The organism is Hymenobacter qilianensis, assembly GCF_014489555.1.
In the GTDB taxonomy this organism is placed as follows: Bacteria; Bacteroidota; Bacteroidia; order Cytophagales; family Hymenobacteraceae; genus Hymenobacter; species Hymenobacter qilianensis.
Window position 1 is genome coordinate 920,926 of record NZ_CP060784.1, and the last position, 23,666, is coordinate 944,591.

Annotated in this window: 17 protein-coding genes, 2 tRNA genes, 3 rRNA genes and 1 pseudogene; 8 read left to right on the forward strand and 15 right to left on the reverse strand. The window is 53.1% G+C overall.

Going from position 1 to position 23,666, the window contains the following annotated elements; genetic code table 11:
- Positions 1-28: 28 nt before the first annotated feature.
- The 5 genes from H9L05_RS04265 to H9L05_RS04285 form a co-directional block, all read right to left on the reverse strand.
- Entirely contained in the window at positions 29-670 is a 642-nt protein-coding gene (locus H9L05_RS04265) for a heme exporter protein CcmB (protein ID WP_133274757.1), read from the reverse strand.
- A 221-nt stretch (positions 671-891) separates the two neighbouring features.
- On the reverse strand, positions 892-4,185 hold the full coding sequence (locus H9L05_RS04270) for a PD40 domain-containing protein (RefSeq protein WP_187733159.1): 3,294 nt from the start codon (positions 4,183-4,185) through the stop codon (positions 892-894).
- 23 nt (positions 4,186-4,208) lie between these two features.
- Positions 4,209-4,481, reverse strand: a complete 273-nt coding sequence (locus H9L05_RS04275; RefSeq protein ID WP_394368461.1) for a hypothetical protein — start codon at positions 4,479-4,481, stop codon at positions 4,209-4,211.
- A gap of 17 nt (positions 4,482-4,498) precedes the next feature.
- Entirely contained in the window at positions 4,499-4,873 is a 375-nt protein-coding gene (locus H9L05_RS04280; RefSeq protein ID WP_187733161.1) for an FAD-binding oxidoreductase/lyase, read from the reverse strand.
- A gap of 70 nt (positions 4,874-4,943) precedes the next feature.
- Positions 4,944-5,300 carry an FAD-dependent oxidoreductase gene (locus H9L05_RS04285; RefSeq protein WP_187733162.1) on the reverse strand — a complete coding sequence of 119 codons (357 nt, stop codon included), beginning with the start codon at positions 5,298-5,300 and terminating at the stop codon, positions 4,944-4,946.
- A 136-nt stretch (positions 5,301-5,436) separates the two neighbouring features.
- On the opposite strand from H9L05_RS04285, the gene H9L05_RS04290 reads away from it, so the two are divergent.
- The 8 genes and pseudogenes from H9L05_RS04290 to H9L05_RS04320 all read left to right on the forward strand — a co-directional run bounded on the left by H9L05_RS04290 (position 5,437) and on the right by H9L05_RS04320 (position 13,406).
- The gene (locus H9L05_RS04290; protein WP_187733163.1) at positions 5,437-6,072 is read left to right on the forward strand and encodes an MBL fold metallo-hydrolase; all 636 of its coding nucleotides are present in this window, start codon (positions 5,437-5,439) and stop codon (positions 6,070-6,072) included.
- An 18-nt stretch (positions 6,073-6,090) separates the two neighbouring features.
- Positions 6,091-6,780, forward strand: a complete 690-nt coding sequence (locus tag H9L05_RS04295; RefSeq protein ID WP_187733164.1) for a CDP-alcohol phosphatidyltransferase family protein — start codon at positions 6,091-6,093, stop codon at positions 6,778-6,780.
- 116 nt (positions 6,781-6,896) lie between these two features.
- Entirely contained in the window at positions 6,897-8,090 is a 1,194-nt protein-coding gene (gene porU, locus H9L05_RS04300) for a type IX secretion system sortase PorU, long form (RefSeq protein WP_187733165.1), read from the forward strand.
- 62 nt (positions 8,091-8,152) lie between these two features.
- Positions 8,153-8,980: pseudogene (locus tag H9L05_RS24770) on the forward strand (C25 family cysteine peptidase); the annotation flags it as partial.
- Between the two features lie 110 nt (positions 8,981-9,090).
- Positions 9,091-10,335: a type IX secretion system sortase PorU gene (gene porU / locus H9L05_RS24775; RefSeq protein WP_187733166.1), complete on the forward strand. Its 1,245-nt coding sequence runs from the start codon at positions 9,091-9,093 to the stop codon at positions 10,333-10,335.
- Entirely contained in the window at positions 10,281-10,853 is a 573-nt protein-coding gene (locus tag H9L05_RS04310; protein ID WP_187733167.1) for a T9SS type A sorting domain-containing protein, read from the forward strand. Before porU (H9L05_RS24775) ends, H9L05_RS04310 begins: the two co-directional genes overlap by 55 nt.
- Before the next feature lie 46 nt (positions 10,854-10,899).
- A complete protein-coding gene (gene porV / locus H9L05_RS04315) occupies positions 10,900-12,117 on the forward strand; it encodes a type IX secretion system outer membrane channel protein PorV (RefSeq protein ID WP_187733168.1) in 1,218 nt (405 codons plus the stop codon).
- Positions 12,118-12,191: 74 nt separating this feature from the next.
- Positions 12,192-13,406, forward strand: coding sequence for a M16 family metallopeptidase (locus H9L05_RS04320; protein ID WP_187733169.1), 1,215 nt, complete (start codon positions 12,192-12,194; stop codon positions 13,404-13,406).
- Between the two features lie 262 nt (positions 13,407-13,668).
- Here the strand turns inward: H9L05_RS04320 and rrf are convergent.
- The 10 genes from rrf to H9L05_RS27155 all read right to left on the reverse strand — a co-directional run bounded on the left by rrf (position 13,669) and on the right by H9L05_RS27155 (position 23,664).
- Positions 13,669-13,780 (reverse strand): 5S ribosomal RNA (rrf, locus tag H9L05_RS04325).
- An 84-nt stretch (positions 13,781-13,864) separates the two neighbouring features.
- A 23S ribosomal RNA gene (locus H9L05_RS04330) occupies positions 13,865-16,773 on the reverse strand.
- A 204-nt stretch (positions 16,774-16,977) separates the two neighbouring features.
- Positions 16,978-17,051, reverse strand: a tRNA-Ala gene (locus tag H9L05_RS04335).
- Positions 17,052-17,080: 29 nt separating this feature from the next.
- Positions 17,081-17,154: transfer RNA gene (locus H9L05_RS04340), tRNA-Ile, on the reverse strand.
- Positions 17,155-17,281: 127 nt separating this feature from the next.
- A 16S ribosomal RNA gene (locus H9L05_RS04345) occupies positions 17,282-18,793 on the reverse strand.
- The 16S, 23S and 5S rRNA genes sit together here with 2 tRNA genes alongside, the layout of an rRNA operon.
- Before the next feature lie 790 nt (positions 18,794-19,583).
- On the reverse strand, positions 19,584-20,408 hold the full coding sequence (locus H9L05_RS04350; RefSeq protein WP_187733170.1) for an ion transporter: 825 nt from the start codon (positions 20,406-20,408) through the stop codon (positions 19,584-19,586).
- A 68-nt stretch (positions 20,409-20,476) separates the two neighbouring features.
- On the reverse strand, positions 20,477-21,775 hold the full coding sequence (locus H9L05_RS04355; RefSeq protein WP_187733171.1) for an amino acid permease: 1,299 nt from the start codon (positions 21,773-21,775) through the stop codon (positions 20,477-20,479).
- 115 nt (positions 21,776-21,890) lie between these two features.
- Positions 21,891-22,400, reverse strand: a complete 510-nt coding sequence (locus tag H9L05_RS04360) for a DUF2480 family protein (protein ID WP_187733172.1) — start codon at positions 22,398-22,400, stop codon at positions 21,891-21,893.
- Between the two features lie 100 nt (positions 22,401-22,500).
- Positions 22,501-23,187, reverse strand: coding sequence for a tRNA (adenosine(37)-N6)-threonylcarbamoyltransferase complex dimerization subunit type 1 TsaB (tsaB, locus tag H9L05_RS04365; RefSeq protein ID WP_187733173.1), 687 nt, complete (start codon positions 23,185-23,187; stop codon positions 22,501-22,503).
- Positions 23,188-23,325: 138 nt separating this feature from the next.
- Positions 23,326-23,664, reverse strand: a complete 339-nt coding sequence (locus H9L05_RS27155) for a hypothetical protein (protein WP_317175103.1) — start codon at positions 23,662-23,664, stop codon at positions 23,326-23,328.
- Between the last annotated feature and the right edge of the window lie 2 nt (positions 23,665-23,666).

The window sequence follows — 23,666 nt, forward strand, 5'->3', positions numbered from 1 at the left end:
TTATCACTCATTATCAGAGCCTTTACAACTAGCCGCGCCACAAAAAAGGAAACAGCAGGTACGACACGGCCGTCACGATCAGGTTCAGGGCCAATAGCGTAAGCAGGGAGCCGCTGCTGGCCTCAAACTCCAGCCCATCGAGGGCGTTTTTAGATACTTTGATGAGCAGCAGCAGCATCGGAATCATGATGGGGAAGCCAAGCACCGCCATGAGCGTACTGCTGTTGGTGGCCTTGGAGGCAATGCCCGACACCAGCGTGAGCGTGGTAGCAAAGCCTACGGCGCCCAGCCCCACGTTGCCAACAAAAAGCGGTACATCCTGCACCGGATTGCCCAGCACCACAGCATACAGCGCAAACCCAACCAGCGCCAAGCCCAGCAGCAGCACGGCGTTGTAGGCGATTTTGGCCAGAATTACGGCCTGCGGCCGCACCAGCGTATAGTAGTAAAGCAGGCGGCCCCGACTTTCCTGCAAAAAGCCTTTCGCGGCGGCATTTACGGCGGTAAAAAGCAGGATGATCCAAAACAGCGCGTTCCAGGCCGGAGCCGGTAATTGCCCCCCACGCAGCGCAAAGCTGAGATAACACACAAATACGGTGCTGCCTACGTACAGCAGCATCCCATTCAGCGCCGCCCGTTGCCGCCATTCCAGACGAAAATCCTTCTGCATTAAATACCAAATCTCACGAAGGAGCAACACGGCCACGGGACTAGTGAATGGGACCACAAAGATAGTCGCTGGCGGCTGGTTTTTACTGCTTCGGGCCTGATGTTTAAGGTCTAGGCTTTGAGGGCAGCTGAACTATACCAGCCATAAAAAAGCCCCCGGGTTATTTCCGGGGGCTTTTTACAATAGATTTCGGACCCAAAAAGTGGTTTCGGAGCTAAACTTTAGAAGTCGTAGCCGAGCGTAAAGTATAGCTTGGGGCTCAACTGTTCAAAGTCTTCCTGCCCCCAAGCAATATCTCCTTTTCCGTAGAAGCCCAGCAGAGTTGTCCGGATCCCGAAGCCGTAGCCCACGAGCAAAGGGTTGCGGAAGTTGACGACAGTAGCCGAGAAGGAGTTGCCATTCCCACCTATTATGTTGGTATTAAAGGAGTTGTTTTCATTGAACGGATTCGGGCCGGAGTAAGCCGAGCCGGCATCAGCAAAAGCGGTTAGCTGTAGGTTGCGGAAAAAGCCTGACTCTACTGGCTTACGCGTGAGGTACTGAATGATAGGCACCCGCAGCTCGGAGTTGAACAACACATACTTTGGGCCTATGCGCTTGCTATAGTCAAACCCGCGCAGATTGGTCACAAACTCCTGGTAGAACATCTGCGTGGGGTCGTAGGTAGAGGGCAGAATGCGCTGGTCGTTCTGGTAGTCGTTGTTTAGCCAGTTGTCCATGCCGCCGAGACGGAACTGCTGCCGTGTATCGCCGAAGAACTGCCCATAGCTGGCGCGGTTGGCCCAGATGATCTGCCGGTGAATCTTCTGGTAATGACGCAGATCCACGTAGATCTTGCCGAAGTTCTGCGACTTGTCATTCAGGCTGTTCAGCTTCATTACACCCACTTTCATGCGCGTGCCCTGCAGCATATTAACGCCGGTAGCAATGGAGTTATCATACACCAGCTCGCCGGTCAGGCCCAGATAGTTGCGGCTTATGTCCAGCGAGTCGTCGAATACGTTGATCAGCGTTCGGTTCACATTCACAAAGCGTGGCCCGCCGCGTAAGCTCAGGTTGTGCGTAAGCGGATAGGCAATGGTAGGAGCCACCTCATGACGGCCATAGCGGGTACGGCCCAGGCCGGTCAGGTCGAAGAAATAAGCCTGTTTCTGGTAGCGTATGCTCCAGTCGTAGCGGCGGCGCAGGTCCGTGTACTCGGCATATATGCTGCTGGTCTTTAAATCGGTGAGACCAAAAATGCCCGCCTGAATGCGTTGGTTTTCAAACAGGTCCGTCATGTTGGCCTGCCCGATCAAGCCAAAGCCCAGCAACGGATCTACGTACAGCGACGACACGACATTATCGATGCTGAACTGCGGGCTGTACCGATACGGACCCGTCAGAGCGAAGGCATCGGCCGGTGGAGCGGTAGGCAGATTAGCGGCCGTAGCCGAGCGCCGCCGCGCATTGGTTCGCGTGGGCGCATCCTCATCAAACTCATAGTTGCTGGTGTTGATGGGCTCCTCTGTCTGCTTTTGAGTTACTTGCGGCTGCGGCGTCGCCGTCGAATCAGTCGCAATTTGCCCCCCAGGCTGCCCTGCCAGTGTGGAAGTAGAATCAGCTACCGGCGCAGGCGCGGGCTCTTGAACCGGAGCTGGCGCGGGTGCTGGCGGCGGTGGCGCCGACCGCTCTTCCAGTATTTCCTGACGCGCAGTTTTGGCCAACGTCATATTCTCCGGCAAGGCATAGGTGGGATACACATACACCATGTCGCGGGCACGGTCGGCGGCTATAAATCCCAGCGCGCCAGTACCGGCATGAAAGTCGAAGTCCTTGAGGTTGGTGGAAAAGTTACTGGCCGCCGTCCGCTGACGCGTGGTGAGTGAGTAGCGGTACAAGCTGCGGATGCCACTTTCTTCGCCCAGGTACAAAATCTCGGTGTCGGACAGGGCGCGGGGCCGGCCTTCGTTGGAAATAGTGCTCACCAGCGACTCCACCGGCTGCTCGCGCCCATCAAGATGATACAGAAACAAATCGTAGTTATTCACGACGCTGGCAAAGTTGCCCTCTGCCGTGCCGTCCGACCACCGGTTGGAGCTGAACACGATACCGGCGCCGTTGGGCAAGAAAGTAGGCTGCACATCGTCGAACAGATCATTGGTGATGCGCTCGGGAGTGCGGCTGCCGGCCCGCAGCAGATACAGGTCATTTTGCCCCCCACGCGTACCGCTGAACACCAACGACTTGCCATCGGGCGAGTATGCCAGATCGAGCACCTGGGAGAAGGGCTGGAAAATAGACGACCCACCTTTGCTGAAGGGCAGAGCTTCGCGTAAGTTGGTTATCACCCCATTCAATACGCCGGCATCGGCAGGACGTAGCCGTAGCGTCATGTAGCCTTTATCCATCTCCGCTACCGCTACCTGACCGTTTCCGCGCCAAGCCAGCACTGGCAGCCGGTTTTCTACCTGCTGGTCAGGTGTTTTGTAGCCACCACGGTGAATGGTGTTTCGGCCAGAGCCATTACGGTTGACGGTCATCACGCGGTAGCGGCCACGATCAAGGGCCACGTATGCCAGACGCTGCCCATTGGGGCTCAGTACCGGCTGCGAATACTGCACCGCTTTGCGGTTGTTGCTTACAATCTGGTTTTTCTCATCGGGCTGCACCAGCGGCACCACTGGCTGGGCATTCAACTGGCGGTAGTAAGCCAGCCAATCGCGCAGGAATACTTTATAAGGCACATTCAGCGAGCTGCTGATGCCTACTTCCACGTCGCGGGTAATGCGCGTGAGGTTCAGAATATTCTGGATAGTGGTATAGCCGTAGCGCTCCGCAATGTAATTCCAGACGCTCTGGCCCGCCAGCTGGGGATTGCGCAGGAAGAACGGGGCTGTTTTGGTGCCCTCGTACTGCTGCGTCATGTCGCGCATGTAGTCATCCATCTCCACGCTCCAGCCCTCGGCGGCATATGATGATGCGCCGGCAATAAACCACTCGGGCAGCTGCAATAAGTAGGTGCTCTGAATAACTTCCTTCAGCGAGCCGCCATACATCATGTCGTTGAGCAGCACGCGGGTAATCTGGGAGCTTACATCGCGCTTAAACAGTGTTTGCTGACCCTGAAACGCAATTTGCACCTTATTCATGCGCAGCAGCGAGGTTTCGCCACCGGTTTGATACTTGTCGCTATCCAGGCCGATATTGCTCTGCCGCAGGTCGCCCACGGAGTTATAGAGCATGAGCGTAGTCTTGGAATAGGGGTAGTAGCCGATGAGGGAAGAGACGCGCTGGAGCTCTTTTTCGGCATACTCGGCAGCCCGACGGGCGGTAGTTTCGCCGCCGGCGTAGTAATAGATATTAAAGTTCTGGGTGCTGAACAGCTGCCAGTCGAAGTCCTTGTACTGGATGCGCACGCGCCCGAACTGCTCCTGAGCCGTTTGGGCCTGGGTTTCGCCGGCCGCCAGCAGTACTCCCAGCAGCGCCCCAACCACCCAAAGCCGACGCGTTATAGAAAAGGATAGGTGCTCCATATAGATAGCAAAAGGGCAGAAAATCAGGAAGAAACGCCGACCTCAGTAGGTACGGAAATATACAACGAATGATACCGCGAAATATTGACCTCGGGCCACAGCGCTTCGGTGCCTTCCAGCACGTTGGCGAAGTGGGTGGCCAGCCGCGGCGCCAGCATAACACCCTTGGAGCCGAAGCCATTAAATATACTCAAAACCGACCAAGCTGGATGTGTGCCCAGCACAGGTTTTCGGTCGCGCACGGCGGGCCGAAAACCAGCCCGCTGATCCACTACCGTAAACGGCTGATCGGACATCTCGCTAAAGCGCTGACTTAGCTCCGCAAGCGCCTCTGGTGTAGTGCCAAGGGCAGCGGCGGCCACCGATACGTAGCGCCTACCCGAAACTGCCCGTCGCCGAGCGGTACCACATAGCCGCCTTTGTTCAGCACCTGAGCCGTTGATAAGCCCTCGCACTGCACATCCAGCACTTCGCCCTGATTGGCCGTAACCGGGAGCCAGCTGAAGTACGGATTCCGCATGACGGCGGTGCCCTCGCAACACACCAGCTGACGCGCTTGGACTGCGCCCTTATACGTCACGCCGGCCGGGCTGATAACAAGGTCATTCCAAGCAAAAGTTTCGTGCCGAAGCCAGCCTTTTTGCAGTCCATCAGAGGCCAGCGCCGCCAGCATTTCGCGCACCGCCACGTAGCCGCAACGACGAATAAAAATGCCCCCAGACTGGTTTTTACGCCACGTATCGAAGGCAAATCGGTGCTTATTTCCTCCACAAAAGCCCCCAGGGCTGATCTGCGCTGCGGGCCAGAATGTAGTTCTGCTCTTTTACCGAGGAGAACAGCTTGAGAATAGGCGTTTCGAAGAAAAACTGCTGCCCGAAATCAGCTTCGATCTTGCGGTAAAACGCGGCTGCGGCCGTCAGCAGCTCGTCGGCGAGCCAAGTCAGAACAAAGCGCTGCCCGGTCACGGGATTCATCAGGCCGGCGGCCACGTTCGAGGCCGAGTCGGCGCGGGGCTCGTCGAGCACTAATACCGAATGGCCACGCTGCCGCAGCTCGTAGGCCAAGGTAGCGCCGGCCAGGCCGTGCCCGAGAATAAGGTAGTCGTAAGAGGTCATCGGGGGCAAGGTAAGGCGAAAATGGCAGCGGGATAAGGCGGGTGTGCGTTGCCGGGCTCGCGCAACTTCAAGCTAGTCATCGTAACTTACCCTCCCAATTACATTCGGCCCGTGCCGGTTCCCATTTAGCCCCTCTATGACCGTATCTGGTTTTACTTTCAACGCTTTCTCCGAGAATACCTACCTATTGCATGACGCCACCAAGCAATGCGTAGTCATTGACCCCGGCTGCTACGAAAAGGCCGAGCAACAAGCCCTGAAAGCTTTTATTGAAGCCGAGGGCCTGCGGGTTGTACTGCTGCTGAACACCCACTGCCATATCGATCATGTACTTGGCAATCAATTTATTATCGACACCTATAAGGTGCCTTTCCTGATTCACGAAGCCGATTTGAGCGTGCTGCGCGCCGTACCAACCTACGCGCCCAGCTATGGCTTTCCGCAGTATAACCCGGCCGAGCCTACCGGGTTTTTGATGCCTGGCGAGCCTCTCACTTTCGGCGAAACCAGCTTGGGAGTACGCTTTGCCCCGGGTCACGCACCGGGCCACGTGGTGTTTTATCACGAGCCCACCGAAACCGTTATTGGCGGCGACGTACTATTTCAGGGCAGCATCGGCCGCACCGATCTGCCGGGGGGCAATTATGAGATGCTTATCGAAAGCATTCGCACTCAACTGCTTACTCTTCCCGATTCGGTAACCGTGTATCCTGGCCATGGTCCGGCTACTACTATTGGGGCCGAACGGCGTTCCAATCCGTTTTTGCGCTAACGTCGTTTTTTAGTTTTCATGAAGAATCATTTACCCAACGCGATTACCTGCCTCAATTTATTTGCGGGCTGCCTGGCGCTTTGCAATGTATTTGCCGGTCGTCTGGAGTTGGCTGCTTACTTGGTGGGCTTGGCCGCGCTTTTTGACTTCGCCGATGGCTTGGTAGCTCGCGCATTGCACGCCAGCTCGCCCATTGGCAAAGACCTTGATTCACTAGCCGATATGGTTTCCTTTGGTGTGGTGCCGGGCGCTATGCTGTATCATTTGCTGGGCCAGGGGGCAAGTTCCCTCCCCGACTGGCTGCCGTACGCTGGCTTCATTCTGACCGTATTTTCGGCCTTGCGCTTGGCTAAGTTCAACAACGATACTCGCCAGACTACTTCTTTTATCGGTTTGCCCACGCCGGCCTGCACACTGGTTGTGGCTTCCCTGCCCCTGATTCTGACCTACGACACTTACCATCTCTCGTCGATTATCCTGAACCCGTGGGTGCTGCTTGGCCTGACTTTACTACTGTCGGGCCTGTTGGTAGCGGAGCTGCCGTTGTTTGCTTTGAAGTTTAAAAACCTGCGATGGCAGGACAATTCGGTGCGTTTCCTGTTTCTGATTGTATCGCTGATTCTGCTTTTGGTGTTGCAGGCCGCCGCCATCCCGCTTATCATTTTGCTGTACGTGCTGCTTTCCTTATTCCGCCCGTCTTTTGGGTGATTTTTGGGCGAATAACTACTCGCTACAATATTTATAACAGCTGGTAGTTATGTAATTGGCCGTCCCGCCTGCAAGTTTTTTTTCCGCTTATCCGCTTTCTATCGCCCTACTCGTTTATGCGATTTTTTCGGCTTCTGCTGCTCATTTGGGGGTTGGCGGGCTTTGCGAATACTGCGCAGGTCCAGGCCGCCGAGCAAACAGTGCAGGCCGCCGTGGAGTGGCAGGGCCACGAAACCGTGTACACGCGCACTGGGCAAGCCAGCCGCACTCCCTCATTTCGGGGCGCTACGTATGCTCCCACCGACCGCGTTGGCACCTACACGCTGCGCCTTAATGGTCGGGTTGTTAGTGGCCAGCTTCGCAATGCGGTGTATGAGCCCTTTCCTGCCGCTGATGCTGCTTTGCTTGCGGCGGCAAATTTGCCCCCCGAGCCCGCGCTAAGCCTGCGCACCACTACCGAGCTACGTGCCCCCGTCAGTTTTCTCACGCTCCTGCCCGTACGCCGCAATCCGCAGAGTGGGCAGGCAGAGCGGTTGGTTTCGTTTGAGTACACGTATGTAGTGGCCCCCGCGACGGCCGCCCGGGGCGGACGGCCTCATCCGAGCGCCTCGGTGCTTCAGCAAGGCGACTGGTTTAAGATTGGAGTGCCCGCCAGCGGTATATACAAGCTGGATAAAGCTGCCTTGACGGCTTTGGGCCTGAATCCGCAGACGCTTGATCCACGCCGTCTCCAACTCTACGGCAATGCCACGGGTATGCTGCCGCAGCCCAACAGCACTTACCGCCCCGATGACCTGATTGAAAACGCCGTTTTTGTGGCCAACGATAACAACGATGCCATCTTCAACGACAACGAATATGTACTCTTTTACGCCCGTGGCCCGCATACCTGGGAGCGGGAAGCGCCAACCGTTAACCGTTTTCGCCATTCCTACCATCTGTACACTGATACGGCGTACTACTTTTTAACGGTTGGCGCGGCGGCGGGCAAGCGGGTGGCTACGGCTCCGGCCATAACAGCTGCTCCCACAGCCACCATCACCACCTTTGCCGAGCGGAAATTTTATGAGATTGATCTGATCAATCTACTTAAATCGGGGAGGCAATGGCTGGGCGAAAAGTTTGAGTCAGGCACTCGTCTGGAAATTCCGTTTACCATCCCCGACCTCGTTCCGGGCTCTGCGGTGCAGCTTACTTCTTCCGTGGCGGCGGCCTCAAACAGTGCTTCCAGCTTCCAAATCAGTGTTGGGGGCAAAATGTGGCCTCTCAATCGGTGGCCGGCTACAGCTCAAACTTTTTCTCCGAGATAGCCAATACCAGCGTACTCACGGCCTCGGTGCCAGCGCCGGGCACGGCTGATTTGCGTGTCTCGATGACTTACAATGCCAGCAACCCTTCCGCTGCCGGCTACCTCGATTATCTGGAGTTGAATGCTCAGCGTCAGTTGCGCTTTGTAGCTCCGCAGCTTGAATTTCGCTCATTCGAGAATATTGCTCGGGGTGCCGTTAGCCGATTTACCATAGCGAATGCAACGGGCGTTACGGTGTGGGATGTCACCAATCCACGCCGGCCGGTAGCTCGTCCGCTGGATGGCATTGGCACTTTTGTGGCGCCCACCGATTCTCTGCGCGAGTTCATTGCCTTTGCGGGCTCCAGCTTTGAGGCTCCGCGCAGCTTTGGAAGGGTAGCGCCCCAAAACCTGCATGCCTTAAACCTCGACGGACGCCTAGACTTTGTCATCGTTACGCACCCGCTGTTTCGGGCGGAAGCCGAGCGACTGGCCGAGTATCGCCGTAACCCCGCCCGCGCCGCCGACAAGCTGAATGTAGCCGTGGTAACTACTGAGCAGATCTATAATGAGTTCAGCTCCGGCGGGCAGGATGTAACGGCCATCCGCGACTTCATGAAAATGATTTATGACCGCACCCCGGCCGGAAAGCGCACCATGCTCTTGCTCTTCGGCGATGCTTCCTACGATTATAAATCAGATCCCACAAATGATCTGACCAAAGTTCCGGCTTGGTGGAAACAGCGGCGCCTGTCTGAAAGTGGCTCGCCTGACATCGACAGAATCAATCAGAACTTCGTGCCGGTGTATGAGTCGCGCGAGTCGTTCAACCGCGTATTTCCTCGTCCCGGCGCTCCTGCCCTCTCCTACTCCTCCGACGACTATTTCGGCCTCCTAGACGACGACGAAGGCCGCTGGGATGAAGGCGGCCGCCCCACCAGCGAAGGTCTCGATATTGGTATTGGTCGTTTGCCCGTGCGCACGCCCACCGACCAGCCCGCTCTACTGCTCAGGCCAAGCTGGTGGTGGATAAGCTCATCACTTATGACTCACCAGCCGCGTACGGCAAATGGCGCAACCGCGTCACGTTCGTGGCCGACGATGGCGACGCCAATGAGCACGTGCTGTCATCTACGGAACCGCTGGCGAATGACCTGATCACGCGCCGCCCTGCCTACAACGTGCACAAAGTTTATCTCGATATGTATCCGCAGGTAGCCGGCGCTGGGGGGCAAAATTCGCCTGCTGCTACCCGCGCCATCGATGAGGCCATTGAACAAGGGTCGCTTATCGTTAATTATGCGGGTCATGGCGGGGTGCGGGGCTGGACCGATGAACAGATCTTCACAAAATCCGACGTTCTGAACCTGGAAAACGTAACGCGGCCAACCTTCATGCTCACGGCCACCTGCGACTTCAGCACCTACGACGACCCCGAATTTGATTCGGCTGGAGAAGTTGCGCTTACCAATGTAACGGGTGGCGCCATCGGCTTACTGACGACTACCCGCGTCGTGATCTCCACCTTCAACCGCTTTTTGAATGAACGCTTTTTTGCCGTCGTGTTTGCGCCTGTGAATGGTCGTATGCCTCGCTTGGGCGATGTGATGGCGCTCACCAAAAACGGTAGTCAGGCCGGCGATAACAATCGAAACTTCTCCCTGCTTGGTGATCCTTCCGCGCGCCTGGCCTACCCCGAGCAGTCAGCGGCTATTCGCCAGCTGAATGGGAAAGCTATTGCTACCGCTACTGATACGCTCCGGGCCCTCTCCCGCGTGGACCTAGCCGGCGACATTACGACAGCTGCCGGCGCCATCGACGCTGGTTTTAATGGTAAAGTGCAGGTTACTGTATTCGAAAAGCCTTCTACTGTAACGCTTCTTGGCAATGAACTAAACGATGGCCGGCCCACGATAGCCGTGCAGCGTGACATCATTTATGATGGCCAGGCCAGCGTGCGCAATGGCGAATTCAAGCTCACTTTTGTCGTACCCAAGGATATCAATTACAGCTTCGGCCAAGGTAAAATAAGCCTTTATGCCGCCGACACTATTCGGCGTGCCGATGCCAGCGGCGCCACGTACGCAGCCGTGGGGGCGTTTTGGATAACGCGGCCGCCGACACGATACCACCCGACATCCGCCTGTTTATGGATACAGAGTCGTTTGTATTTGGGGGACTTACGGGCACATCAACTACGCTTATCAGCCGTTTGCGCGATGATAACGGCATTAATACCGCGAGCTCCGGCATCGGCCACGAAATAACAGCCACGCTGGATAACGATGTAAGCCAACTCGTCGTTCTAAACGATTACTACACAGCCGAGGTTGACAGCTTTCAGGTCGGGCGAGTTCGTTATCTATTTAAAGACCTCGCTCCCGGCCCTCATCTGCTGCGCGTAAAAGCTTGGGATACATTTAATAATTCCGCCGAAAAAGAAATTGAATTTATAGCTGCTCGTACCGAGAAGTTGGCGCTCGATCATGTATTGAACTATCCCAATCCATTTTCGCGCACTACCACATTTCATTTTGACCATAACCGCACCGGCGACGATCTGGACATTCAGGTGCAGATCTTTACCGTATCAGGCAAATTGGTTCGCACTTTGCGCACCACAGCTATTAGTAGTAGCTCGCACCTTAGCGATGTTACCTGGGATGGTCGGGACGAATTTAATGATCAATTAGCCCGTGGTGTGTACGTCTACAGGGTCAGTGTACGTTCTCCGCGCGACGGCTCTACTGCTTCCAAATACGAAAAACTAGTTCTTCTGAATTAACTTACTGGTCTCACGTTTATCTTTCAGCCCATCTTTTCCCGATTGTATGCTCTTGTCGAAGCTGCCACTGCGCTATGCGCTTCTCCCCGGTTTGCTGGGTTTGTCAATTGCGGCTACGGCCCAAATCACCAACTCGAAAGTCATTACCACCGCAGTTCCAGTTCTCACCCTCAGCCCTGATTCTCGGGGTGCTGCTCTTGGCGATGCTGGCGTAGCAACTTCACCTGATGCCAACTCAGCTTACTACAATGCAGGCAAGTTGGGCTTTGTACCTAACCAATACAGCGTGTCGCCATCTTACTCGCCGTGGCTGCGCGCCATTGCTGACGACATGGGAATAGCCTATTTATCGGGCTACGCTAAGCTAAACCAAAGGGCAGCTATTTCCGCTTCACTTTCATATTTTGATTTAGGTGAAATTGAATTGCGGTCTGCATTTAATCAATCCGAAGGCCGGTTTAACCCGAAGGAGTACGCTTTTGCTTTATCCTACGGGCAGAAGCTCAGTGAGTATCTGGGAGTAGGCGTTACGGCCCGTTACATTCGCTCCAACCTTGTCGGCCCTACCAGTGGTGGTGACTCTAAGCCGGGCAATGCTCTCGCTGTTGACTTAGGCACTTACTATACCCGCGACCTGAGCATCGGTGGTGGCGCCTATAACTTGGCGCTGGGAGCTTCTATTGCCAATATTGGCAACAAAATGACCTACACCGATGCCAATCAGGCCGATTTTCTGCCTATGAGTATCAAGTTAGGCACTGCCTTCACCCGCGAGCTTGATCCTTATAATAAGCTTACGCTGACCCTCGATGGCACTAAACTGCTGGTACCTAGCCCTTATTATGAGGATAATGTAGCTACCGACAATGCCAGCCAGCAAGCATACTTCCTGCGTCGTGATGCTGAAAATGAAAAGAGAAGACAACAAGGTGTAGTTAGCGCTATCACTAACTCCTTTAGCGACGCGCCGGGGGGCTTTTCTGAAGAGCTACAAGAAATTAACCTTTCCGCTGGTCTGGAGTACACGTACAAGGATTTGCTGATGGCTCGTGTGGGGTACTTCTACGAGAACCCTGATAAAGGCGACCGTCAATACCTCAGCTTAGGTTTAGGAGGCCGCTTCCAAGTATTCGGAATTGATGGTGCCTATCTAGTGCCCAACTCCCGTGCGAATCCTTTAGCACAAACTATTCGAGTGTCGTTACACTTTAATTTCAATAAGCTCGAAGAAGCTTTTGGTAACGACGCTTCCTCTGTCAACTAACTAGCTTTTATGCTCGACCGTCAAGTCGCTCCCCCGTTCAGCCGCTGGCCAGTGTCACACTGCCCGCGGCTGACGTGTTTTCACTCCCTAATGGAGCTCGTCTGCACGTACTACGCAACGATGCCCAACCCGTCATTCGGCTGCAATTAGTATTTCCGGCCGGGAAATGGTATGAACCATTACCTGGCGTATCACTTCTTGCTGCCCGTATGCTCCTGGAAGGTACCAGAAGCCGCACAGCTCGTCAAATTGCCGACACCATTGCTTTCTATGGTGCTTCGCTTGAGTGTGAGCAGGGCTTTGATCGGGCTACTCTTACTCTTTATTGCCTCACTCGCCATCTCGAAGCGCTCTTACCACTCGTACTGGATGTAGCCACAGAAGCTACCTTTCCAACTACAGAGTTTGAGCTACTCAAGTCACGTACTATTCAAAACGTACGAATCGAGCGGCAGAAAACTGGTTATTTAGCTGCAGAGCGTTTCTCTCACAATCTATTTGGCAACAACTATCCTTATGGGGTAACGTTCGATGAAACTTCATTTGAGAAGCTTACTACCGAGATAGTCAAAGCGTTTTATCATAAAGCTTATCGGGTTTGCTCCGCAGAAATATTCCTATGCGGCGACATTTCCGATCAAGATGAACGACTCGTTGCCCAAACCCTCGGCCAAGGTTCCACTAATCATCAGGAATCAACAGATCAAGCTGAGCACAATCTTATAGCGGTTGCTCAACACGACTATGTTACTGTATCACAAAGCTTACAGGCATCTCTACGAATCGGGCGACTCTGGCCAAGCCCTACCCACCCTGACGCGCATTATTTACAAGTGTTAGTTAAAGTGCTGGGGGGCTATTTCGGGTCTCGTTTAATGAAAAATATCAGAGAGGATAAAGGATTTACTTATGGCATCTATTCCAGTGTAGCTCCACGTGAGCATGCAAGTATGTTTGTTATCGGTGCTGATGTGAATGCGGCAAGTGCCGAAGCAGCAATTGAAGAGGTTCATAATGAATTACGTCGCTTAAAGCAGGAGCCAATCCCTATTGATGAATTACAAACTGTAAAAACATATATGGCTGGAAAGTTTGCTAACGAGCTCAGCACGGTTTTCGAACAATGTGATAAGTATAAAACAGTTGTATTACTTGGCTTGCCAAGCACTCACTATTCCGACTTTCTAACACACATTAATTTGGTGAGTCCAGATGAACTACAGCAGTTAGCTCATACCTATTTATCACCGGAACAGATGATACAAGTAGTTGCAGGCCCAGCTAAGTAAAATCTAGCTGTACAATGGATTATGTAAAACATCATATTATCAAGCCTCTAGAAACAGAAGCCCCAACAGAATGACTGTTGGGGCTTCTGTTTCTAGAAGGGTCCAGCAAGAAATTAACTAAGTCCACTCAAACTTTATACAGCACCATCGTAAGCCCCTTTGCTAAAACAAGGGCGTACTAGCATCTCGAGGTGTGGGGGGCTATAAACGAGGGCAGCCCCCGCATCCGGTATGGGGACGCTGGGGGGCTGCGGCAAAGTAAGGTTGGCGGCGACCGACTCTCCCACCGGTGAAGGTAGTACCATAGGCGCTCCGGGGCTTAACTGCTCTGTTCGGAATGGGAAGAGGTGAACACCCGGGCTAAAGCCACCATTACTGGCGGTCGTGTCCTGTTCGCGGACACAACAAATAACGTTGACGCAGGTAACGGGTAAGAAGAAAGGAGAAAAAGAGCTGTATTGGGTAAGTGTTCGAGTCATTAGTACTACTCGGCTCGGCCATTTCGGACCTTCCACCTATAGCCTATCCACGTGGTCGTCTCCCACGACTCTTCCTATATAAGAGATCTCATCTTGAGGTGAGTTTCGCACTTAGATGCTTTCAGCGCTTATCTCATCCCAGCGTAGCTACCCGGCGCTGCAGCTGGCGCCACAACCGGTGCACTAGCGGCTGGTCCATCCCGGTCCTCTCGTACTAAGGACAGGTCCTCGCAAATCTCTAACGCCCACCACAGATAGGGACCGAACTGTCTCACGACGTTCTGAACCCAGCTCGCGTGCCACTTTAATCGGCGAACAGCCGAACCCTTGGGACCTTCTCCAGCCCCAGGACGTGACGAGCCGACATCGAGGTGCCAAACCTCCCCGTCGATATGAGCTCTTGGGGGAGATCAGCCTGTTATCCCCGGCGTACCTTTTATCCTTTGAGCGATGGCCCTTCCATGCGGAACCACCGGATCACTATATCCGTCTTTCGACCCTGCTCGGCTTGTAGGCCTCACAGTCAAGCCCGCTTCTGCTATTGCGCTCTGCGTACGGTTACCAAGCGTACTGAGCGGACCTTTGAAAGCCTCCGATACTCTTTTGGAGGCGACCACCCCAGTCAAACTACCCACCAGACACTGTTTCCCCGTCTCGGAGATTAGGCACCGAGTAACACAAGGGTGGTATTTCAACGTTGGCTCCCCGAGAGCTGGCGCCCCCGGCTCATAGCCTCCCACCTATCCTACACATGTGTTACCCAGCGTCAATGTCAAGCTATAGTAAAGGTGCACGGGGTCTTTCCGTCCCGTGGCGGGTACTCGGCATCTTCACCGAGACTACAATTTCACCGAGCTCACGGCTGAGACAGCGCCCAGATCGTTACACCATTCGTGCAGGTCGGAACTTACCCGACAAGGAATTTCGCTACCTTAGGACCGTTATAGTTACGGCCGCCGTTTACCGGGGCTTCGATTCAAACCTTCGCCTTGCGACTAAGTTCCCCTCTTAACCTTCCGGCACCGGGCAGGTGTCAGACCTTATACTTCCGCTTACGCGTTCGCAAAGTCATGTGTTTTTGTTAAACAGTCGCCTGGGCCTTTTCACTGCGGCTTCTCTGCTTGCGCAGAGGAAGCGACCCTTCTCCCGAAGTTACAGGTCCATTTTGCCGAGTTCCTTGGCCGTGATTCACTCGAGCCCCTCAGGATACTCTCCTTGACTACCTGTGTCGGTTTGCGGTACGGGTTACAACAAGATTAAAACGCTTAGCAGGTTTTCTTGGCAGTCTGATTAGGCAAACTATCCCCGTGGCCGAGGCCGTAGGGTACTATCACGTTTCAGCAAAGTCAGCGGATTTACCTACTGTCTCTATACCTACGCGCTTCAACGGGCACTTCCGTCCGCCCGCGTTGCTTTCACTTCTGCGTCACTGCATCACTTCTCATTGTAAGTGCTGGAATATCAACCAGCTGTCCATCGACGTAGCCTCTCGGCGTAGCCTTAGGTCCCGACTAACCCTGCTCCGATTAGCGTTGAGCAGGAAACCTTAGTCTATCGGGGGCGGGTTTCTCACCCGCCTTATCGTTACTCATGCCTACATTTGCTTTTCTAGCCGCTCCAGCACCCCTGACAGGATACCTTCACCGCTGCTAGAATGCTCCCCTACCACTTGCATATAATGCAAATCCATCGCTTCGGTACCGGACTTGATGCCCGCGTATTATCGATGCCCTCTCGCTCGACCAGTGAGCTGTTACGCACTCTTTAAATGAATGGCTGCTTCCAAGCCAACATCCTGGCTGTCAAGGCAAGTGGACCTCCTTTGTTCAACTTAGTCCGAATTTAGGGACCTTAGCGGATGGTCTGGGTTCTTTCCCTCTCGGCATGGGACCTTAGCACCCCACGCCTCACTGCCGGCTATATTACGTGGCATTCGGAGTTCGTCTGGATTCGGTAGGCTTTGACACCCCCTAGTCCAATCGGTAGCTCTACCTCCACGTAACTCAACGCCGACGCTGTACCTAAATACATTTCGGGGAGTACGAGCTATTTCTCAGTTTGATTGGCCTTTCACCCCTACCCACAACTCATCCAAATCCTTTTCAACGGAAACTGGTTCGGGCCTCCAGTTGGTTTTACCCAACCTTCACCCTGGTCATGGGTAGATCACAAAGTTTCGCGTCTACCCCCCTGACTCTGCGCCCTATTCAGACTCGCTTTCGCTGCGGCTCCATGACTTGAGTCATTTAACCTTGCCAGGGAGGAGTAACTCGTAGGCTCATTATGCAAAAGGCACGCCGTCACCCCACTAGAAGGCTCCGACCGCTTGTAAGCACACGGTTTCAGGTTCTTTTCACTCCTCTATTCGAGGTTCTTTTCACCTTTCCCTCACGGTACTGGTTCACTATCGGTCTCTCAGGAGTATGTAGCCTTAGCGGATGGTGCCGCTGGATTCAGAGGGGATTTCTCCGGTCCCCCCTACTCAGGAATCCTCTACCGTGCTTGACTTGCTCGCTTACCGGACTCTCACCGTCTCTGGTCGACTTTCCCACGTCGTTCAGCTAAAATCAAACAATCAGATGTTGAGGTCCTACAACCCCGTGCTGGCCGTAACCAGCGCGGTTTGGGCTCGTCCCCGTTCGCTCGCCACTACTTAGGGAATCATTGTTATTTTCTGTTCCTCCGGGTACTTAGATGTTTCAGTTCCCCGGGTTTGCCCCACTACTACTAAAAGTAGTGGCCCCTGTGCTTCACACAGGTGGGTTGCCCCATTCGGATACCCGCGGATCACCTCGTATGTGCCAATCCCCGCGGCTTTTCGCAGCTTATCACGTCCTTCCTCGCCTCTGAGAGCCTAGGCATCCCCGTGTGCCCTTGCTTACTTACCTGTCCCCGCCCGAAGGCAGGGGGCTCGTAACAAGAAACTACATTGAAGTAATCCTCGCTTCTTTCTTTTTCTTCTTACTCGTTATCCTACGTCAAAGAACGTGTGTCTTCCTGTTGAAGACAGTGGACTAATAAGGAGTTGCCTCGCTTATTAGTATATACTCTGTACTCTCCGAGTTCACTCACCATTTGTGAGTAATTCTGCGTGGAGAATAACGGATTCGAACCGTTGACCCCCTGCGTGCAAGGCAGGTGCTCTAGCCAGCTGAGCTAATCCCCCGTGTGTTCTGCCTTCTCCGCCTTCCCCTGTGGGCCAGCGTGGACTCGAACCACGGACCTCGACATTATCAGTGTCGCGCTCTAACCACCTGAGCTACTAGCCCGAGTCAACTTTATACCTATACAAGAGAGGCATAAGGTGAATCCTAAAAAACGTTGAATGAAAGGAGTAACGAATAATATGTAAGACAATTGACACGAGTAATTACGTCGTGAGCAAGGTCGCTCCAGAAAGGAGGTGATCCAGCCGCACCTTCCGGTACGGCTACCTTGTTACGACTTAGCCCCAGTTACCTGTTCTACCCTAACTGGCTTCTGTGACGAGCACCAGCTTCAGGTCTACCAGACTTCCATGGCTTGACGGGCGGTGTGTACAAGGCCCGGGAACGTATTCACCGCGTCATTGCTGATACGCGATTACTAGTGATTCCAGCTTCACGGAGTCGAGTTGCAGACTCCGATCCGAACTGAGACCGGTTTTGTGAGATTGGCGTCTGCTCGCGCAGTAGCGACCCTCTGTACCGGCCATTGTAGCACGTGTGTAGCCCTAGGCGTAAGGGCCATGATGACCTGACGTCGTCCCCGCCTTCCTCACTGCTTGCGCAGGCAGTCCTTCTAGAGTCCCCATCATTACATGCTGGCAACTAAAAGTAGGGGTTGCGCTCGTTGCGGGACTTAACCCAACACCTCACGGCACGAGCTGACGACGGCCATGCAGCACCTTGCTTTGTGTCCCGAAGGAAAGCTTGATCTCTCAAGCGGTCACGCGCATTCTAGCCTAGGTAAGGTTCCTCGCGTATCATCGAATTAAACCACATGCTCCACCACTTGTGCGGGCCCCCGTCAATTCCTTTGAGTTTCACTCTTGCGAGCGTACTCCCCAGGTGGGATACTTAACGCTTTCGCTAAGTCACCAACAGTCTATCGCTGGCAACGAGTATCCATCGTTTACGGCGTGGACTACCAGGGTATCTAATCCTGTTCGCTCCCCACGCTTTCGTGCCTCAGTGTCAGATGTCGCCTAGGCAGCTGCCTACGCAATTGGGGTTCTGGACGGTATCTATGCATTTCACCGCTACACCGTCCATTCCGCCACCCTCGACGACTCTCAAGCCCGCCAGTATCCAGGGCAGTTCCACAGTTGAGCTGTGGGCTTTCACCCCGGACTTAACGGGCCACCTACGCACCCTTTAAACCCAATAAATCCGGACAACGCTTGCACCCTCCGTATTACCGCGGCTGCTGGCACGGAGTTAGCCGGTGCTTATTCCTCAGGTACCGTCAGTTTAGGACGCATCCTCTTTTTCTTCCCTGAGAAAAGCCGTTTACAACCCAGAAGGCCTTCATCCGGCACGCGGCATGGCTGGGTCAGGCTCTCGCCCATTGCCCAATATTCCCTACTGCTGCCTCCCGTAGGAGTCTGGCCCGTATCTCAGTGCCAGTGTGGGGGATCACCCTCTCAGGTCCCCTAAGCATCGTCGCCATGGTGGGCCGTTACCCCGCCATCTAGCTAATGCTACGCAACCCCATCTGAATCCAATAAATCTTTAACTACTCTGTGATGCCACACTGTAGTCTTATGCGGTATTAATCCGCCTTTCGGCGGGCTATCCCCAGATCCAGGTAGGTTGGTTACGCGTTACGCACCCGTGCGCCACTATGGTATTGCTACCACCGTTCGACTTGCATGTATTAGGCCTGCCGCTAGCGTTCATCCTGAGCCAGGATCAAACTCTCCATTGTATAAATTCTCTTCACTTAGGCGAACCTAAGCTGCTGTCGAGTGCTGACTCCTGCTCACGTATTGACGTAATCATTTAATTCGTGTCGCTTGGTCTTACTTGTTTCAAATTAGTTTTTGTTACCAAAAGCTAACCGAAACGTTTACCATTCGTTACTTTCCAATCATTCAAAGAACGTATGCGCCCTTCCTTTTGAAGGAGCCTTGCGAGTCGAGCGACTCTTTTTTTACTTAATGTTCAACCCTCTTTCGGATTGGGAGTGCAAAGGTAGCTTTTGATTTTGAATTGTCAAGAAAAATCTGCAAATTTTTTATTTAAATTTTTAGACTCTACTCTTAAAGCTTCTTCGCCTACCAACTCCTTTCGATTTGGGAGTGCAAAGATAAGAACTTCTTAACTGAAAAAGCAAATGATTTTTTTTACTAAAAATATCTGCTTGATGAATCAGCTATTATCAGCTCTGACAGTGCAAAGAGCACTTGTCAATGAAGAGACTTTAGCTTGTTGACCCCACCGCGTTTCGGATTGGGAGTGCAAAAGTGCAGGATAGAATCATTGTTTGCAAGCAGTGAACGGTATTTTTTACCGTTAATCTACTACTTGATTGCCCTGACGGATGTGAGCATATTGAAATACAGCGTGTTAGGAGCACCAACTATTTCAAATCATTGTAAGAAACTACCACGGGAAAAATGCTAGCGGCTTAACTAAGCCAGAAGCAGTGCTTGCAGGCATCTACTATACACATCAGTTGATGAGACTCTTGAACGAGGAACGAGGATGACTACGTCTTATAGCTTCTCGCCACATTTGCGACAAAAAGCAGCATCTTCTTCATGCTCGGTAGCTTGACAAACGTGGCAAATGACGTGCTTATAGCTCTTCTGATAAGGACGTGATAGCTCGGCGGTGACAATTCCGGTGGGAACGGCAATGATGGCATATCCCATAATCATGATGACCGACGCTAATGCTTTTCCTAAGGTAGTTGTCGGAGAAATATCACCGTATCCAACGGTGGTGAGCGTCACGATAGCCCAATAGATACTTTGAGGAATACTGCTGAAGCCATTCTGCCCACCTTCAATTACATACATTAATGTGCCTGTTATTACAACCATTGCCACTACAGAGGTTAAGAACACCAATATTTTGTGACGGCTAGCTTTTAAAGCACCTGTTATAACTGCGGCTTCCCCTACGAACCGACTGAGTTTAAGAATACGAAAGACCCGCAATAGTCGGATTGTGCGAATAATCAGTAAATACTGGCTGCCTACTATAAGAAGGCTTAAGAAGGTGGGAACGATGGCAAGGAAGTCGATTATGCCTAAAAAGCTGAAGGCGTACTTTAGTGGCCGACGTACCACAACAAGTCGGGTGATATACTCTATAGTAAACAGGATGGTGAAAAACCACTCCAGGGCGCGCAGATAAGGACCGTACTGCTGGTTTACACTCTGCACACTTTCCAGCATCACTACCAGAACACTGAGCAAAATGGCCCATAATAGAGTGATGTCGAACGCTTGCCCGGCGTGCGTGTCTGCCTCAAATATTACTTGATATACAGCTTGCTTCCAGCGTGATTGCTGGGCAGAGGGATTATCTGGCACGAAGTGACTTTTTATAAGAGTAGGACAGTATACGATTTGAGAAGGCCACGGTCATACTGACTTTGCTCTTATTCGGCGTCCTCCATAATAAACAAATAAGCCCCCAGAAGCGTGGCTAGTCCATAAAACGACTCCGTAGGATTGGCACGGAGGATGAAGAGCAGCGTCCAGCCGCTGAGCGTCAGGAATACAAGTGGCGTCAATGGATATCCCCACGCGCGATAAGGGCGGGGTAAGTTGGGCTGACGCCACCGTAGCACAAACAGGCCCATGACCGTCAGAAAAGTGAACAAACTAAGGACAAAGCCTGCATAAAGCAGTACTGCTTTGAAGGTGGAAGTAAAAATGAACAGAAGAGTGAGGGCCGTTTGAAACAGCATGGCCCGAACTGGGATTCCTACTTTACTTACCACTGCCATTTCGCGCAAGGCTGGCATATCTTCGCCCATTATCTGCATAATCCGTGGGCCGGCAAAAATCATGGAGCTAACCGTAGACAGCAGCAAGCCAGCAATAACGCTTCCCATAAGGCGTCCTACTGATTCTCCGAAAAGATGATGGGCCGCTACGTATCCTACTTCAACTTCTCCAGCAAGGCTAGCGACAGGTGTGGAGTATAGGAAGATGAAGTTTAGCGCCACATATAAGAAGACTACGATAGAAGTACCTAGCAGCAAAATGCGCGGTAAGTTGCGCTGGGGGGCTTTTACCTCACCGGCTATGTACACAACCGCATTCCAGCCGGAGTAGGCGTACGAAACATAGATCAATGATACGGCGAACTCCGGGCTGAGCAACTGGCCCCAATCGGTGGGCTGGGGGGCAAATTGGATAGCCTGCGGATCAGCCAGCAGCCAGCCAGCTCCGATAAAGGCCACCAACACTATTACTTTGGCCGCAGTAATAACCACCTGCAAGTAGCTTCCAGCCCTGCTGCTGCTGGCATGAATAGCCGTGAGCACCAACACTACCGCTACTGATAGCCACAGCGGATTCAGCGCTGGCCACACACTGGTGGCATAACTGCTCAGAGCCATTGCGCCGAGCGCCGTCGGGGCAGCGAACCCCACCGTAGCAGATACCCAACCCGACAGAAAGCCGACAGCCGGATGATAAATCTGGGATAAGTACTGGTATTCGCCTCCTGAGCGCGGCATGGCAGCAGCCAGTTCTGCGTAGCACCAGGCTCCACACAAGGCAATAAGCCCCCCAACAACCCAAAGCATCAGCACCACGAAGCCACTTTGGATATCCAACAGCTGGAAGCCCAACGTGGTAAAAACACCCGTTCCTACCATATTGGCTACTACCAAGGCCACGCCAGTAGTTAAGCCAATCTGGTAAACGGGTGCCGCGGCTTTAGTCATGCAAGGCGTTTAGGTCTCCTTATTAATAGAGTAAGCTTAGGCCACACTCTACTTGTGAGCACTCTATAGTATATAGAGTGCTCGCATATACTAGTTAGCTGTACCGAAGCAGCGGCTATACTTTGGGGCGCTTATACAAGGGCACGGTGCTGCACGGCTCCCCGTACATCATGCTGGCTGCTACCGGCAGTAGCTTTTGCATAATAGCTACGTAGGCATATGTTGGCACCGGAATGCTGCCGCAGCCTTTCACCACCACTTTTGCGTCGCGGTACTCTTCGGCATCGATGGCGGCAATGGCTTCCTGAAACAACTCCTGCTCCAAGGCTTCCAAGTTGCCAAATACGTACCGATGGGCATGTCCCTGGAGCTTTGTGGCCAACAACATATAAGCCCAGGTAGGCACAATGGCATCGGCTGAGCAGATGATAGCTACGTTTTTACCGTCGTACTGACTCCAGTCATGAGTCTTAACGAATTCGCGAAAGTCCTTCTCGCGCAGAATAAGCCCTTGAAACAGGTTATCTTTAATATCATACACCACGCGCTCTCCTGGATGCAGCAGCAATTCCAGATTGAGCGTGGTAAGGGCGCTTTGCGCTACGCGGTTGATAATTTCTTCCATATCGATAAGACCCAATGGGCTTCAAATTGGTGCAAAGATTTTCTTTCCTTACTCATTAAATGATGACTCAGGAAAGCCATTCCATTGTTTTTACGTCCCTCTACTTCACCTTAGGAGTAGTTGTATAAACTTCCTTTAAATAAAACGGCTCGTAATACGCAACATCCCGAAACTCCTGCCGCTGAAATGCTCCCCACGCCAAAGCGCCCACCGCCACCGCCGACGGCTCGATGCCCGCTAGGAAGCCAGCGTTAGGTTGCTCAGCCAGCAGCGACTGAAATTTAACTGCTCCGTTGCCAAAGAATAACACGCGGTGCCCACCTAATTGTTCGGCCAACGCATCGGGAGTTAACACCAAGGCTGTGGGGGGCAAAATTTCCTGGCTGTCGCAGGTATATAACGCGGTGTAGACTTCCATGCGCCGCGCATCCAGCATGGGGCAATAAAGATAGGTTTCGGGCGATGCGGTGTAGGCAGCTACTTGCCAGGCTAAGGCCTGCAACGTACTAACAGCCAGCAGCGGAATCTCCAAGGCAAAGCACAAACCTTTAGCCGCCGCCCCACCGATCCGCAGACCCGTGTACGAGCCAGGCCCGTCAGATAAAGCCACCGCCGCAACATCCTGAAGCGTATGACCCGTGTTTTCCAGCAGCTGATTTATTAGTATGCTCAGGTGCGACGAGTGTGATTTCTCTAGTCGCAGTTCGGCTTGGCCGACTAGAACACCCGCTTGGTGCACGGCCACAGAGCACACAGGAGAAGAAGTTTCGAGAGAAAGAATAAGCATGAGCCAGGTCTATTTGCGCAAAGGTACAACCGGGAAGAGGCGCATTAATGAGGAGTTGAAATTCCCTTTTGGTTGGCACAAACAAAAAAGCAGGCCCCTATAGGAACCTGCTTTTGGTTATCATAAAATGCTTAAAGGTTACTTCTCCCCTGTTTTCTTGAGTTCGGGACGCGATTTTGCTTCTGGTGTGCCTGGCTTCAACAAAGCTGCATAGCGTGCCTGATCATTCAACACATTCAGGGCCATCAGAATATCCGGATCATCGTCGAAGCTGGCTTCGATTTGACCTTTCTGGAAATAGTAGCGCGATACGATTTCCTGCTCCAGCAACTCCCGAATTTCGGGCTTAAAGCGGGTCAGGTCGTTGCTCTTGTTTGTAGAAACCTTCCGGCGAATGGCCTCGATTTCAGCCTTTACGTCGTCGTAGTGCTTTTCTTCCTTTGCTCTGCTGCTTAACTGAGCGAGACTTTTTTCCATAT

Excerpts from the sequence above, each read along its gene's own strand:
- H9L05_RS04265 (WP_133274757.1), bottom strand. The coding sequence starts at position 670 with ATGCAGAAGGATTTTCGTCTGGAATGGCGGCAACGGGCGGCGCTGAAT.
- H9L05_RS04270 (WP_187733159.1), bottom strand. The coding sequence starts at position 4,185 with ATGGAGCACCTATCCTTTTCTATAACGCGTCGGCTTTGGGTGGTTGGG.
- H9L05_RS04275 (WP_394368461.1), bottom strand. The coding sequence starts at position 4,481 with ATGTCCGATCAGCCGTTTACGGTAGTGGATCAGCGGGCTGGTTTTCGG.
- H9L05_RS04285 (WP_187733162.1), bottom strand. The coding sequence starts at position 5,300 with ATGACCTCTTACGACTACCTTATTCTCGGGCACGGCCTGGCCGGCGCT.
- H9L05_RS04290 (WP_187733163.1), top strand. The coding sequence starts at position 5,437 with ATGACCGTATCTGGTTTTACTTTCAACGCTTTCTCCGAGAATACCTAC.
- H9L05_RS04295 (WP_187733164.1), top strand. The coding sequence starts at position 6,091 with ATGAAGAATCATTTACCCAACGCGATTACCTGCCTCAATTTATTTGCG.
- porU (WP_187733165.1), top strand. The coding sequence starts at position 6,897 with ATGCGATTTTTTCGGCTTCTGCTGCTCATTTGGGGGTTGGCGGGCTTT.
- porV (WP_187733168.1), top strand. The coding sequence starts at position 10,900 with ATGCTCTTGTCGAAGCTGCCACTGCGCTATGCGCTTCTCCCCGGTTTG.
- H9L05_RS04355 (WP_187733171.1), bottom strand. The coding sequence starts at position 21,775 with ATGACTAAAGCCGCGGCACCCGTTTACCAGATTGGCTTAACTACTGGC.
- H9L05_RS04360 (WP_187733172.1), bottom strand. The coding sequence starts at position 22,400 with ATGGAAGAAATTATCAACCGCGTAGCGCAAAGCGCCCTTACCACGCTC.
- tsaB (WP_187733173.1), bottom strand. The coding sequence starts at position 23,187 with ATGCTTATTCTTTCTCTCGAAACTTCTTCTCCTGTGTGCTCTGTGGCC.
- H9L05_RS27155 (WP_317175103.1), bottom strand. The coding sequence starts at position 23,664 with ATGGAAAAAAGTCTCGCTCAGTTAAGCAGCAGAGCAAAGGAAGAAAAG.